The organism is Kitasatospora sp. NPDC101235, assembly GCF_044767505.1.
Taxonomy (GTDB): Bacteria; Actinomycetota; Actinomycetes; order Streptomycetales; family Streptomycetaceae; genus Kitasatospora.
This window is the reverse complement of record NZ_JBIWNZ010000017.1, coordinates 139,182-152,746: the sequence shown is the minus strand read 5'-3', so window position 1 is coordinate 152,746 and position 13,565 is coordinate 139,182. Positions and strand designations below refer to the sequence as shown.

Below are 13,565 nucleotides of genomic sequence, written 5' to 3'. Positions count from 1 at the left end.
AGACGCCGCCCATGCCCCCGACCGAGCCCCCGACCGAGCCCCCGACCGAGCCCGTGACTGAGCCCCTGGCCGAACCGCCGACCACGCGTCTCGCCGACGCCAAGCAGGCCCTGCGCGACCGCGTCCACGCACACCGGTCCGAGCTGCTCGCACTCAGCCGCCGCATCCACGCCCACCCCGAGACCGCCTTCGAGGAGCACCTCGCGGCCGCCTGGTGCGCCGAACTGCTGCGCGCACACGGCTACTCGGTCACCGCACCGGCCCACGGCCTGGCCACCGCGTTCGACGCGCGCCTCGGCAGCGGACCGGTCACCGTCGCGCTGGTCTGCGAGTACGACGCGCTGCCCGGGCTCGGCCACGCCTGCGGGCACAACCTGATCGCCGCCGCCGGGATCGGCGCGGCGCTCGGGCTCGCCCCGTTCGCGGACCGACTCGGGCTCACCGTACGGGTGATCGGCGCGCCGGCCGAGGAGCGCGGGGCGGGCAAGGCGCTGCTGCTGGAGGCCGGGGCGTTCGGTGGGGTGGACGCGGCGATGATGGTCCACCCCTGCCCCGTCGAGGTCGCCGACTTCCACTCCTTCGCGCTCGGCACGCTGTCCGTCCGCTACACCGGGCACGCCGCCCACCCGAGCCTCGACCCGCACCGGGGGCGCAACGCCGCCGACGCGCTCACCGTCGCCCAGGTCGCGATCGGGCTGCTGCGCCAACAACTCCCGCCGCAGTGGCGGGTGCACGGCATCACCACGGCGGCCGGGACGGCGCCGAACCTGATCCCGGACAGCGCGAGCGCCGAGTACGAGATCCGGGCCTCGGTGGCCGAGGACCTCGCCGAACTGCGCTCCCGGGTCGAGGACTGCTTCCGCGCCGGGGCGCTCGCCACCGGCTGCGAGGTGGAGCTGACCCGGCCCGAACCGGACTACCTGGACATGCGCTCCGACCCCCGGCTGCTGGCGCTGTGGCGGGCCAACGCGGCGGCGCTCGGCCGGCCGGAGCCGGTCGAGCGCGGGCCCTTCGCCTGTACGGACATGGGGAACGTGTCGCATGCGGTGCCGTCGATCCATCCGGTGCTGGACATCACCGGCGGCGCCTGCGCCCCGCACGAGGCGGCGTTCGCCGAGGCGGCGCTGGGCGCGGAGGCGGAGCGGGCGGTGCTGGACGGCGCGGTGGCGATGGCCTGGACGGCGGCGGACCTGGCTGCAAGTCGGGTGGCAGGTCGGGTGTCGGACCTCGCGGCGGCTCCAGCGGCTACGGCGGCCACCGCAGCCACGAACGAATGACAGCCGACAACTTTCAGCGAACAGACAACGAAATCTGTTCGCTGAAAGTTGTCGGCTGAAAGCCGTCCGCTCCCCCTCACCCGCCGAGCAACACCACCGGTGCCACCCGCACCGCCGTGACCCCCAGCTCCCGCACCAGTGTCCCGACCTCGCTCTCCTGCCACGGGTCGGCGAGCACCACGGCGGCGCCCGTCCGCAGCGGCCACAGGTACTCCCAGAGCGGCAGGCCCAGCTGCAGCACCCGGTCACCCGGCCCGAGCGGATGGGCCGCCTGGAGCTCGCGCACCCGACGGTCCGCCTCGGCGTGGGTGAGCCGGACGGCGCTCGGACGCCCGCCCGGGCCGTCGCCGACGCAGAGCAGGTGCTGCGGGGTCAGCGCCCGGGGCGGGTCGGTGGGCAGTTCGCCGTCCGTCTCCAGACCGGCCAGCGCCCCCGGCACCCCCTCCCCCAGCACGCAGACCGGAGCGTTCTCCGCGCGCAGCCGGTCCCGCCGACCGGGCGCGTCCGCCGGGTCCAGCGCCAGGAACGCCGCCCCCGACTTCGCCACCGCCAGCAGCGCCGTCAGCAGCTCCTCCGGACGCCGGACTGCCGCCAGGCCGACCACCGCGCCCGGGCGGGCCCCGCGGGCGGCCAGAGCGCGCGCCAGCCGGTTGGCCGAGGCGTTCAACTCGCGGTAGCTGACGGTCCCCCCACCCGCGAGCACCAGCGCCGGCGCGTCCGGCGTCCGGGCCGCCTGCGCCTCGACCGGCCCCACCGCGGTGGTCGCCGGGTACTTCACCGCACGGCGGGGCAGCCAAGGCAGCTCGGGCGGCGCAGCCGCGACGTCCTCCCGAACAGCCTCCTGAACGGCCCCTCGAAGCCCCACCGCCGTCACGCCGCACCCAGCAGTTCGGCCCAGGCCTCGATCGCCGGGCGCTCCGCGAGGTCGACGAACGCCACCTCGGCCCCCTCCTCGCGCCAACGCGCGGCGAGGGTCATCAGCCGGATGGAGTCCAGCCCCCAGTCGACCAGGTTCTCGTCCAGCGGGATCTCCGCCGGGTCCTCGCCGAGCAGGTCGGCGACCTCGGCCCGGATCCGCTCCACCGTGAAGCCCGCACCCGTCACTTTCCGCCCACCCCTTCGAGTTCCACGAGGTCCGAAACCCCCGGGACGCCCGAGGCGGCCGGCTCCGCGACCGGCCCCAGCGCCCCGAGCACGGCCTGCGCCGTGGTGACCACCCCGCAGCGTCCGGCCACCCAGGCCAGCGCGCCACGGTGCTCGGCCGGGCCGAAGTCGGCGACCGCGTCGGCCACCACGAAGGCCTGCACGTCCCGCATCCAGGCGTCGCAGGCGGTGGCCTGCACCCCGATGTGTGCGTACACGCCGGTGATCACCAGCTGGTCCCGCCCCTGCTCGCGCAGCAGCTGCTCCAACTCGGTGCGCACGAAGGCGCTGTACTTCCACTTGGTGAGCACCGTGTCGCCCGGCGCCGGGGCGACGGCCTCGGCGATCGCGGTGGCCCGCGGGTCGTCCGGGATGCCCGGGCCCCAGAAGTCCTGCTGCAGCCCGCGTTCGGCCGGGCTCTGTCCGCCGAGCTGCGCCGAGTACACGACGGGGACGCCGGTGGCGCCCGCCGCCCTGGCCAACGCCGCGACGTTGCCGAGGAGTTCGGGCACCGGAGCGGCCTCGGCGTCGAAGGCGTCCAGGAAGTGGTTCTGCAGGTCGTGCACCAGCAGGACGGCACGCGCCGGGTCCACCGTCCAGGCGACCCGGTTGACGGGCAGTTCCTCGGCGGCGGGCATGGGATAGCGGGGAATGCGGGGCAGGCCCACGGTGGTGTTCCTCAAAATCGGTCCGGAAGCCGGATGCGGACGGGAAGGGATCAGCCGGCGGTCAGCGAGGCCGCGATCGCGGCGCGCAGGTCCTTCTTGCTGACCTTCCCGATCCCGGTGGCCGGGAAGGCCTCGACGAACTCGACCCGGTCCGGCACCTTGTACTCGGCGAGTCCGCGCTGCCGCACGAACCGCTTCAACTCGATGCCCTTCGGGGGCTTTTCACGGTGATCGGCGCGCAGCACCACGTACGCGCAGGTACGCTCGCCCAGGTACGGGTCGGGCATCGACACCACCGCCGCGTCGTGCACCGCGGGGTGCGCGAGCAGGTGGTTCTCGATCTCCTCGGCGGCGACCTTCTCGCCGCCCCGGTTGATCTGGTCCTTGGCCCGCCCCTCGACCACCAGGTGGCCGGTCGGGGTGCGCCGGACCAGGTCCCCGGTGCGGTAGAACCCGTCCGCGGTGAAGGAGTCGGCGTTGTGCGCGGGCGCGTTCCAGTAGCCGCGGATGGTGTACGGGCCGCGCGTGAGCAGGTGGCCGGTGGCGCCGTCGGGCAGGTCGCGGTCCTGGTCGTCCACCACCCGGACCTCGTCGTCCGGCGAGATCGGCCGGCCCTGGGTGGTGGTGACCAGATCCTCCGGGTCTTCCAGCCGGGTGTAGTTGACCAGCCCCTCGGCCATCCCGAACACCTGCTGGAGGGTGCAGCCGAGCACCGGCCGCACCCTCCGGGCCGCCTCCTCGCTGAACTTGGCGCCGCCGACGAGCAGCACCTCCAGGCTCTCGTAGCCGCGGGCGCCGCGCTCGGCCGCGTCCAGCCAGAGCAGTGCGAGCGGCGGCACCAGCCCGGTGATGGTCACACCCTCGCGCTCGATCAGCGGGAAGGCCGTCTCCGGGGCGGGCTGCGGGCAGAGCACCACCCGGCCGCCGGCGTACAGCGTGCCGAGCGAACCCGGCGAGCTGAGCGGGAAGTTGTGGGCGGCGGGCAGCACGCACAGGTAGACGCTGTCCGGGTCCTGCCCGCACAGCTCGACCGAGCCGCGCAGCGAGTAGATGTAGTCGTCGTGGGTGCGCGGAATCAGCTTCGGCACACCGGTGCTGCCGCCGGAGAGCTGGAGGAAGGCGACGTCCCCGGGGCCGGGCTCGCCGCCGAAGGCCTCCGGGCCGGGCCCGTCGCAGGGCACGTCCGCGAGCCGGACGTGCTCCCCCGGGTCCTCGCCGGCCACCAGCACCAGCCGCAACGCGGGGTTCTCCGCCCTTACCCGGCCGGCGAGTTCGCGGTAGTCGTAGCCGCCCTCGACGGCCGGCATCACGTACGCCGCCGCCTCGGTGAAGGAGCAGAAGTACCCGATCTCGGCGTACCGGTGGGCGGGCAGCGCGAAGACCGGCAGCGCGCCGATCCGGAACAGCCCGAAGATGACCTCGAAGAACTCGGCGGCGTTGGGCAGTTGGACCACCACCCGGTCCCCGGGCCGAATGCCCCGGGCGAGCAGTCCGGCGGCCATCCGGTCGGCCCGGCGGTCGAGTTCGACGTACGTCCAGCGCCGTTCCGCCGCCGCCACCGAGTGGCCGCCGGGGTCGACGACGGCGATCCGCTCGCCGTGCGTGGCGGCGCGCTCGCGCAGCATCCGCCCGAAGGTCTCGCCGCGCCAGTGGCCGGCGGCCCGGTAGCGCTCGGCGAACTCGGCAGGGTACGGGATGAACCCGTCCAGCGGTGTCACCGGGCCACCCCCGCGGCGTCCAGGAAGGTGCGGAACTTGGCGCTGGTCTCGGCGAGTTCGGCCTCCGGCCGGGACTGCTCGACCACGCCCGCGCCGGCGTACACCCGCAGCGTCCGCTCCTTCGCCTCGGCGCAGCGGATGGTGACCACCCACTCGCCGTCGCCGGTCGCGTCCTCCCAGCCGACCATGCCGGTGTAGAGGCCGCGGTCGAAGGGCTCGACCTCGCCGATCACCCGGCGCGCGACGTCCGTCGGCGTGCCGCAGACCGCCGGGGTGGGGTGCAGCGCGCAGGCCAGTTCCAGTGCGGAGACCGCAGGGTTGGCCAGCTCGCCGCGGATCGTGGTGGCCAGGTGCCACATCGCGGCCGTCCGGACCAGGGTGGGCCGTTCGGGTACCTCCAGGGCACGGCAGTACGGCGCCAGCGCCTCGCGGATGGCGTCCACCACGACGGCGTGCTCGTGCAGGTCCTTGGGCGACTCCAGCAGCGCGGCGGCGCGCCGGACGTCCTCGCCGAGGTCCTCGCTGCGCGGCACCGAGCCGGCCAGCGGGTTGGCCAGCACGGCCCTTCCCCGTCGGGAGAGCAGGAGTTCGGGGCTGGCGCCGATCAGGGTGCGGCCGCCGCCTGCCGGGACGGCGAAGGTGTAACCGCCCGGGTCGCGCCGGGCCAGCCGCTGCAGGACGGCGGGCAGGTCGAGCGGCTCGGCGGCGCTCAGCTCCAGCGTCCGGGCCAGCACCACCTTGCTCAACTCCCCGCCGCGCAGCCGCTCGACGGCCGCCGCGACGCCCGCGCCGTACGCCTCCGGCGCGGGTACCGGGTCGATCCGCCAGTCGATCCGCTCGGCCGACGGCGCGGGCAGGGCGATCAGCGGGTCGTCGCGCAGCGCACCGGCGGTGCGGACCCGGGCGGGGACGGCGAGTTCGACCCGGCAGTCCCGGTCGAACGCCACCGCGCCGACCACCAGCGGCCGTTCGACCCCGGCCCGGCCCGCCTCGGCCAGCGCCTCGGTGACCCGCACCGGCAGCGGCCGCCCGTCCTGCGGCACCCGGGCGTGCACACCGGAGCCGAGCAGGGTGCGGGTCGGCGAGGCGAAGAACGCCTCGTCGGAACCGGCCCGGTACTGGCCGAGCAGTCCGCTGGCCGCGCCGATGACGGCGTGGTCCGGGCCGTCGGCGAGGGAGGCCGCCGGGGCGTCGGGCCCGGCGGGTATCGGCCCGGCAGGGGCGTGGTGCACCGTGGTCACGGCGGTTTCTCCAGTCTGGGACGGTTCTACGGGAGGACGAGGAGGCGGGGCGGGCGGAGCACCGCTCGGCTCCGCTCAGGCGCGCAGGGTCGCGCCGCCGTCGACGTACAGGTCGTGCATGGTGATGTGCCGCGCCCGGTCGGAGGCCAGGAACACCACCGCCTCCGCGATGTCGGCGGGCGCGGCGATCCGCCCGAGCGGGATGCCGACCCGCCAGGCGGCCGGGTCACCCTCGATCACCCGGCGCTCGGCCGCCTCGGCGTCCTCGCCCCACAGCGCGCGCTGCATCTCGGTGTCGGTCGAGCCGGGCGACACCACGTTGCACCGCACCCCGGACCGGGCGAGTTCCAGCCCCAGACAGCGGGTGAACATGGTGGCCGCCGCCTTGGACGCCGCATAGGCGGCCATCCCGGCCCGCGGCACCCCGGCGGCGTTGGATCCGACGGTCACGATCGCGCCGCGTCCGCGGGCCGCCATCCGACGGCCGACGGCGCGGCTGGTGTGGAAGACGCCGGTGGTGTTGACGGCGAAGGTGTCCGCCCAGTCCCCGTCGGCGAGTTCGACGACCGGAGCGGTGCGCAGGATCCCCGCGACGTTCACCAGCGTGCCGATCGGCCCGAGCTGACGTTCGGTCAATTCCACGGCTCCGTCCACGGCCTGGGCGTCGGAGACGTCCAGCACGTACGGACGCACGGACGGCACCTCGGCCACCAGGGCGTCGAGCCTGCCGGCATCGCGGTCCACGGCCGCGACGACGGCACCCTCGGCCACCAGCGCCCGCACCACGGCCGCGCCGATGCCCTGCCCGGCCCCGGTGACCATCGCGACGACACCGGCGAATTCGGACTGCTGCTGCACAGGACATCCCCTCCGACCAGCAAGATTAGGTAAGGCTAACCTAACACAGCCGTTCGCCCGCGCCGAGAGCCTGTGCGAACGTCAACTCGCGTCGGGGGCCCTGCGGTGGACGCCCCGCGCCGGATGCGTGCCCGGACACGACGAGGCCGCCCGGCCCCGGATGTGGGGCGGGCGGCCTCGGTGTCCCGCTGTGGTCGTCTCGCGGGTTTCTACGGCAGGCGGCTCGCGACGACCAGGTCGAAGCCGTCGTGGCCTTCGACGTCGAGGTGCCGCGCGCGGTGCAGGCCGGCGCGCAGGGCGACGCGCCGGGAGGACGCAGGCGATCGGCGGGAGGTCGGCGGGAGGTCGGGGGCCTGGGCGGCCGCCCGGACGGTGGCGGCGGTGGCGGCCCCGGCGGGGCGCTGCGGAGAGAGCCGGTCGGTCGCCAGTTCCTCGTGCCCGCCCGTGGCGGGCGCCCTAGTGTGGTGCGGCAGGGGCCGTCGAAGCCTTCGCGGGCGCCGTCGGCGCCTTGGCGGGAGGCGTGGAGACGGGAGCGGTGGGGGCGGTCGGAGCCGAGGCAGGGGCCGCCGCGCCGGGAGCGGCCGGTGCCGGGGAGAGGCCGGTGCAGCCGCGCAGGCCGTCGCGGCGCTTGAGGGCGGCCTCGGCGGTGGCACCGGTGACCGGCTCCGGGATGCCCTTGTCGTCGATGGTGGCCGGGGTGAAGGCCTCGCCGGCCACCTTGCCGTCGGCGGTGAGGGTGAGGGTGGTGACGCCGGTCTCGTTGGAGTTGGCGTAGTTGGAGGTGCCGTACCAGAGGAAGTTGCCGAAGCCGTACCCGATGTAGGTGTTGCCGAGCATGCCCGAGCCGACCATGGTGTGCGCGTGGGTGCCGACCACGGCGGTGGCGCCGGCGGTGGCGAGCTTCTTGGCGATGGTGGTCTGCGGACCGGTCGGGCAGGCCTTGCCCTCGTCGCCCCAGTGCAGGTAGACGAGCACCACCGGGGCCTGCTGCTTCGCCGTCTCCACCGCTTTGACCAGCGCCGGGACGTCCAGCGCCGAGGCGATGCCAGGCTTGTTGGCGCCGGCCCGCCACTTCTGGTTGGTGATGTCCTCGACCTGGCTGGCGGCGACCACGGCGACCTTCACCCCGCGCACGGTGGTGACGTACGGCGCGTACGCCTCCTTGGCGTTGCGCCCGACGCCGACCACCGGGATCGGCGAGGAGTCCTTGGCGGCGAGGGTGTCGGTGAGGCCGTCGGCGCCGAAGTCCACGGCGTGGTTGTTGGCCATCGAGACGACGTCGACGCCCGAGTCCTTGAGCACCGACAGCGCCTTGGGCGAGGTGCGGAAGGTGTACGTCTTCGGCTCCGGGGCGCCGCGCCCGGTGATCGCGGTCTCCAGGTTGAGGACGGACAGGTCGGCGTCGGCGAGGGTGCGGGCGATCGGGCCGAGCGCCGGCTCGGGCGGCTGGACGGCCAGCCGGGCCTCGGTGCGGCCCTCGAAGTGGACGTCCCCGGCAAAGGCGACGGTGATGGTGCCGTCGGGCCGGGGCGGGGCGCTCTTGCCCGGGGCCGTGCCGGAGGGCGAGCCGTCCGGCGCCGAGGACGCGCTCGGCGGGACGGGGGCGGCGGAGGCCGGGGCCGGGTCGGGGTCGTCCGGCCCGCAGGCGGCGACAGCGGTCATTCCGACGAACAGCGCGACGGTGGCCGCGAAACGGCGCATGAGTGGATCCCCCCGAGGATGATGCAAGCGCGGTCAGCCTACGCCACCGAATCACCACCACCTGGACCCGAGCCCGCAACATTCCGGCCACAAAGGGCACCGGTGGGCCCTGCCCGGGCGGCGGCGGCCGCTCCCCGGACGGCCCCCTGGCCCACCCGTCCCCATCGCCCTGCCCGACCCGGCCACCGCGTCCCTGGCGCGAAGGCAGGAGCGGCGCGCAGCGTGGTGTACAGGGGCGAGTTCCGTGCCGTAGGCCGGGAGGTGTGACGTGATGGGCAGCAATCAGCCCTCCCCCGTGGGCGGTGGTCAGGCCTCCCCCGTGGGCGGCAGCCGGCCCTCCCCGACCCGGGCACGCCGGATCGTGGTCGGCATCGACGGCTCCGAGCCGTCGAAGGCGGCCCTGCACTGGGCGGTCGGCCAGGCCGTGCTGACCGGGGCGACGGTGCACGCGGTGGCGGCCTGGGAGTACCCCTCGTTGTACGGGTGGTTCGCGCCGATGGTGGACGACGGTTTCGAGCAGACCGCCCGCCGCACGCTGAGCGCCGAGATCAACGAGGTCCTCGGCCCGGACCGCCCGGTGGAGGTCCGGGAGAGCCTGGTGCTCGGCCACGCCGCCGAGGTGCTGCTGGAGGCGGCCGAGGGGGCCGACCTGCTGGTGCTGGGCAGCCGGGGCCGGGGCACCTTCGCCCGGGCGCTGCTCGGTTCGGTGTCCACCCGCTGCGCGGTGCACGGGGTCTGCCCGGTGGTGATCGTCCGCGCCGACGGGACGGTCGCCGCCCCGCCACAGGCCGTGGCCGCCGGCGTCGAACAGCAGGCCCGCGGCGCCGTGCGTACCAAGGACTGGCAGCTCAGCCTGCACGTGGTCGAGGACGCGGACACCACCCGGGTGCACGCTGTGCTGGACGCCGACGGCAACGTGCTGCACAGCGACACCCGCTCCCGCCGCAATCCCCGCGACGCACCGGCCCCGGAGGTCGGCGACGATTTCGCGGTCGGCCGTGCCCTGGTGGACCTCGGCCATCAGCTGCTGCGCGCCGGCGTCCACGGCGCCACCCGGCCCACCGAGGAGTGAGCGACCACCCACCCGCGGGTGAGCACCGGGCCGCAGGATGAGCGCCGACCGGTCGGGTACGCCATGCTGGATCACCGCTGAACCGCCGCACCGCCCCTCCCGTGCCCCGACCGGAAGAGCCGCATCCCGCCATGGACACCGACCCGGCCCCCGAAAGCCCGGCCTCCGAACGCACCCCGACCCCGGACTTCACCCCCGCTCCCGAACGCACCCCGACCCCGGACCCCACCGCCGCTCCCGAACGCACCCGGGCCCCGGACTTCACCCCCGCCGAGCGCGCCCGGGGCCGTGCGCTGCGCCGCGCCCAGCTGCCGTGGGCGCTGGGCGGCCGGCTGGCGGGCATGGCGCTGACCCTGCTGCTCGGCCTCACCCCGGCCGGTGCCGCCCTGGTGACCGTCACCGGCGGCTGGTTCGGCGGCTCCCGGACGGCCGGGGTGCTGGCCGGCGCGACGGCCCTGGTACTGCTCGGCAATGCGCTGCAACTGCCGTTCGGCGCCGGGGTGCGGACGGTCCGGGCCCGGTACGGGCTGGTGACGCAGGGCTGGGCCGGCTGGGCGCTGGACGCCGTACGCGGCCTCGCGCTCACCCTCGTCCTCGTCCTCCCGCTCGTGCTCGGGCTGTTCGCGCTGACCACGTGGTCGCCGCAGCACTGGTGGCTGCCGGCGGCGGGCGCGGCGGCACTGCTGACGGCGGCGCTCTCCTTCCTCCACCCGTTGCTGATCGAGCCGGTGTTCAACCGCTTCTCCCCGATGCCCCCGGGAGCGCTGCGCGCCGCGCTGCTGGCACTGGCCGAGCGGGACGGCGTCCGGGTGCGGGACGTCCTGGTGGCGGACGCCTCCCGCCGCACCACCGCGCTCAACGCGTACGTCTCCGGGTTCGGGGCGACCCGCCGGATCGTCGCGTACGACACGCTGCTGACCACCGCCGAACCGCGCGAGGTGGAGCTGGTGGTCGCACACGAGCTGGGGCACGTCAAGCACCGGGACGTGCCGGTCGGCACCGTGCTGGGCGCGGTCGGCGCGACCGTCGCGGTGGCCGTCCTCGGCCTGCTCGCCGCCCGGCAACCGCTGCTGGACGCCGCCGGGGCGACCAGCCCGGCGGACCCTCGGGCGCTGCCGCTGCTGGCGGCGCTCGCGGCGCTGCTGGGCGCGCTGTCGGGGCCGCCGCAGTGCGCGGTGAGCCGCCGGATCGAGGCCAGGGCGGACCGGCACGCGCTCGAACTGACCGGGGACGTCGAGCAGTTCGTGGCCATGCAGCGCAGACTGGCCGTGGCGAACGTCTCCGATGTCGACCCGCCGAGGGCGCTTGAGCTACTGTTCGCCACTCACCCGAGCGCGACCAGCCGGATCGCCGCTGCCCGCGCCTGGCAGGCCGCACCGGAGCAGCGGTCGCCGGAGCGGCGCGCAACCCCGGGCGGATCCGTTGTATAGTGCAACAAATATCGAGGAGATAGGAACGCCGTGCCCGGCCGTCAGTCGTCCATCGAGACCATCCAGCGCGAGCTGACCGCCTTCGCCCGCCGTGCCCGGCACAAGGCCTCCCAGCTGCACCCCGACCTGTCCCTGGTCACCTACAGCATCCTCGACCTGATCACCGAGCGCGGCGGCTGCCGGGCCGCCGACGTGGCCGCGTACTTCATGCTCGACAAGTCCACCGTCAGCCGTCAGGTCACCGCCCTGGAGAAGCTCGGCCTGCTGGCCCGCGAGACCGACCCGGACGACCAGCGCGGCCAGATCCTGCGTGCCACCGAGGCCGGGCTCACCCTGCTGCGGGACGCCAACGAGCAGCGCCGGCTCTCCTTCACCGCGCGCTTCACCGACTGGTCGGACGAGGACGTCGCCCGCTTCGCCGACTACCTGGCCCGCTACGGCCAGGAGGGCTGACGGCGGCCCGCAGGACAGCCCGGCGCAGCGCCTCCGGGTGCGCTCCGCCACCTTCACGGTGTACAGAGGAGGAGTGCCCCTCCGGCAGCGTCCCGATGCGCCGCACCCACCGCCCGCGCCGCGTCCCCCCGATCGCCGCCGCGCCTGGCGGCCGGACCGCCGGGTGCTGACGGCGCTCACGCTCGCGCTGATCGTGCTGATCACCGTGGTCGACGTCCTCTCCCCGCCGGATGTCCACCTCGGCCCGCTGCTGATCGTCGCCCCCGCCCTCACCGCCTCCTTCGCCGGACCCCGGGCCACCGCCGGTGTCGCCGCGCTCGCGTTCGCCGCACTGAGCGTCATCGGCGCCGTCCGCGAAAATCTGACCAGCACCAACATCGAGACCCAGCTGTGCGCACAACTGGTCGTCTCGGTGCTGATCGTCGGCCTGCGGGTGCTGCGCGAGCGACACGAGCGCGAACTGGCCCGGGTGCGCTCGGTGTCCGAGGCGGCCCAGCGGGTGCTGCTGCGCCCGCTGCCGGAGCGGATCGGACCACTGCACCTGGCCTCCGTCTACCTGGCCGCCGAGGCCGAGGCGCAGGTCGGCGGCGACCTGTACGCGGCCGCCCGCACCACCACCGGCACCCGGCTCCTGGTCGGCGACGTGCGCGGCAAGGGCCTGTCCTCGCTCGGCGACGCGGCCCTGCTGCTCGGCGCCTTCCGCGCCGCCGCCCACCTGCACGCCGAGCTGCCCGACCTGGCGGCCTACCTGGATGGCAGCGTCAGCTGGGACCTCGCCCAGCTCGCCGAACAGTCCCGGCGGGACCGGCGCGACCGGCAGCACCGGCAGGCGCTGTCCGCGCTGCCCCGCCCCGCGCCGGAGGAGCTCCCCACGGAGAGCGGCGAGTCCTTCATCACCGCGGTTCTGCTCGACATCCCCGACGACGGCTCCCCGGTCCGCCTGATCGACTGCGGCCACCCGCCCCCGCTGCTGCTGCGCCCCGACGGCATCACCACCCTCGCCGCGCCTCACCCCGCCCCACCGCTCGGCCTCGGCGAACTCGCACCGGTGCGGTACGAGACGGACACCTTCCGGCTCCGGCCCGGCGACCGGCTGCTGATCTACACCGACGGCGTGATCGAGGCCCGCGACGCCCAGCGGCGCTTCTACCCGCTCACCGAACGCGTCACCGCCTGGCGCGCCGAGCGCCCCGCCGCCCTGCTCCAGCACCTGCGCCGCGACCTGCTCGCCCACGTCGGCGGTCGGCTGGACGACGATGCGGCCATGGTCGTGGTCGAGCGGCTGCCGTGAGGACTACGAACAGCTGACAGATTTCAGCTGACAGATTTCGAAATCTGTCATCCGCCTGCCGAACCCCGCGGGCACACCGGCCCCGCAGCGGGCCGGCGCGGCGCCGCAGGACTCCAGGGCGTCGGTCAGCCACTGCGCGACCGCCCAGCCCCCGGCTCTCAGGGGGACAGCCTGGCCGGCCCGGTCCGGCCCGGGCCTGGGCGACGGCCCGGCGTTTGACCGACTGTCCCGATTCGGCAGGAACGAAGGCAAATGGCGGAGTACGCCCTCGCTCAGACCGCCGCGCACGACGACACAGGGACGCAGCGCAGCACCTGCTTCGGGCAGGGCCGGTTCACGGGCGCGGTCGATCCGGCCGTGGTGGGTCTGGCACGGCGCACGGCCTGATCGCTGCCGGACGAGCACGAGCCTGAGCCCGAGCCCGAGCCCGAGGAGGACGGCGGGCGCAACAACCGTCGCACGGAGGACGCCGGGGTGGCAGAGGCGGGCGAACATGCTGAGGCTCCTTTCCCTGGGCCCGGACGGCCCGGCTCGTGGTGCCTCAACGATGGCCCCCACCGCCCCTCCCGCACCTGTACCGAACGGCACAACCTGAGCGGCGACACAGCGGTGGGCCCCCCCGCGCGGGGGGGGGGGGCCCCCCGGGGGGGGGCGCCCCCCCCCCCCCCGGGGGGGGCCGCCCGCCCCCCCCCCCCCCAGACAGCGAGTGCGGG

Annotated in this window: 13 protein-coding genes; 6 read left to right on the top strand and 7 right to left on the bottom strand. The window is 75.2% G+C overall.

Annotated elements, in window-relative coordinates; genetic code table 11:
- The first annotated feature begins 11 nt into the window (after positions 1–11).
- The gene (locus ACIRRH_RS26655; protein WP_403072216.1) at positions 12–1,277 is read left to right on the top strand and encodes an amidohydrolase; all 1,266 of its coding nucleotides are present in this window, start codon (positions 12–14) and stop codon (positions 1,275–1,277) included.
- Positions 1,278–1,353: 76 nt separating this feature from the next.
- Here the strand turns inward: ACIRRH_RS26655 and ACIRRH_RS26650 are convergent, their stop codons facing one another.
- From ACIRRH_RS26650 to ACIRRH_RS26620, 7 genes are all read right to left on the bottom strand, one after another.
- Positions 1,354–2,055, bottom strand: a complete 702-nt coding sequence (locus tag ACIRRH_RS26650) for an AMP-binding protein (RefSeq protein WP_403072214.1) — start codon at positions 2,053–2,055, stop codon at positions 1,354–1,356.
- Between the two features lie 92 nt (positions 2,056–2,147).
- Entirely contained in the window at positions 2,148–2,381 is a 234-nt protein-coding gene (locus ACIRRH_RS26645; RefSeq protein ID WP_403072212.1) for a phosphopantetheine-binding protein, read from the bottom strand.
- Positions 2,378–3,088 (bottom strand): isochorismatase family protein, encoded by a 711-nt coding sequence (locus ACIRRH_RS26640; protein ID WP_403072210.1) that lies wholly within the window; start codon positions 3,086–3,088, stop codon positions 2,378–2,380. Before ACIRRH_RS26640 ends, ACIRRH_RS26645 begins: the two co-directional genes overlap by 4 nt.
- Positions 3,089–3,138: 50 nt before the next feature.
- Complete coding sequence (locus ACIRRH_RS26635) at positions 3,139–4,806, bottom strand: (2,3-dihydroxybenzoyl)adenylate synthase (protein ID WP_403072208.1); 1,668 nt, start codon at positions 4,804–4,806, stop codon at positions 3,139–3,141.
- On the bottom strand, positions 4,803–6,014 hold the full coding sequence (gene dhbC, locus ACIRRH_RS26630; RefSeq protein ID WP_403072324.1) for an isochorismate synthase DhbC: 1,212 nt from the start codon (positions 6,012–6,014) through the stop codon (positions 4,803–4,805). The genes ACIRRH_RS26635 and dhbC overlap by 4 nt, the downstream gene beginning before the upstream one ends.
- A gap of 108 nt (positions 6,015–6,122) precedes the next feature.
- Complete coding sequence (locus ACIRRH_RS26625; RefSeq protein WP_403072321.1) at positions 6,123–6,869, bottom strand: 2,3-dihydro-2,3-dihydroxybenzoate dehydrogenase; 747 nt, start codon at positions 6,867–6,869, stop codon at positions 6,123–6,125.
- A gap of 492 nt (positions 6,870–7,361) precedes the next feature.
- Entirely contained in the window at positions 7,362–8,606 is a 1,245-nt protein-coding gene (locus ACIRRH_RS26620; protein WP_403072206.1) for a CapA family protein, read from the bottom strand.
- 271 nt (positions 8,607–8,877) lie between these two features.
- On the opposite strand from ACIRRH_RS26620, the gene ACIRRH_RS26615 reads away from it, so the two are divergent.
- From ACIRRH_RS26615 to ACIRRH_RS26595, 5 genes are all read left to right on the top strand, one after another.
- Positions 8,878–9,678: a universal stress protein gene (locus tag ACIRRH_RS26615; protein WP_403072204.1), complete on the top strand. Its 801-nt coding sequence runs from the start codon at positions 8,878–8,880 to the stop codon at positions 9,676–9,678.
- Between the two features lie 131 nt (positions 9,679–9,809).
- On the top strand, positions 9,810–11,108 hold the full coding sequence (locus ACIRRH_RS26610; protein ID WP_403072202.1) for a M48 family metalloprotease: 1,299 nt from the start codon (positions 9,810–9,812) through the stop codon (positions 11,106–11,108).
- Positions 11,109–11,138: 30 nt separating this feature from the next.
- Entirely contained in the window at positions 11,139–11,561 is a 423-nt protein-coding gene (locus ACIRRH_RS26605; RefSeq protein WP_049651037.1) for a MarR family winged helix-turn-helix transcriptional regulator, read from the top strand.
- A 163-nt stretch (positions 11,562–11,724) separates the two neighbouring features.
- Entirely contained in the window at positions 11,725–12,852 is a 1,128-nt protein-coding gene (locus ACIRRH_RS26600) for a PP2C family protein-serine/threonine phosphatase (RefSeq protein WP_403072200.1), read from the top strand.
- Between the two features lie 252 nt (positions 12,853–13,104).
- Positions 13,105–13,239 (top strand): hypothetical protein, encoded by a 135-nt coding sequence (locus ACIRRH_RS26595; protein ID WP_403072198.1) that lies wholly within the window; start codon positions 13,105–13,107, stop codon positions 13,237–13,239.
- Positions 13,240–13,565: the final 326 nt, after the last annotated feature.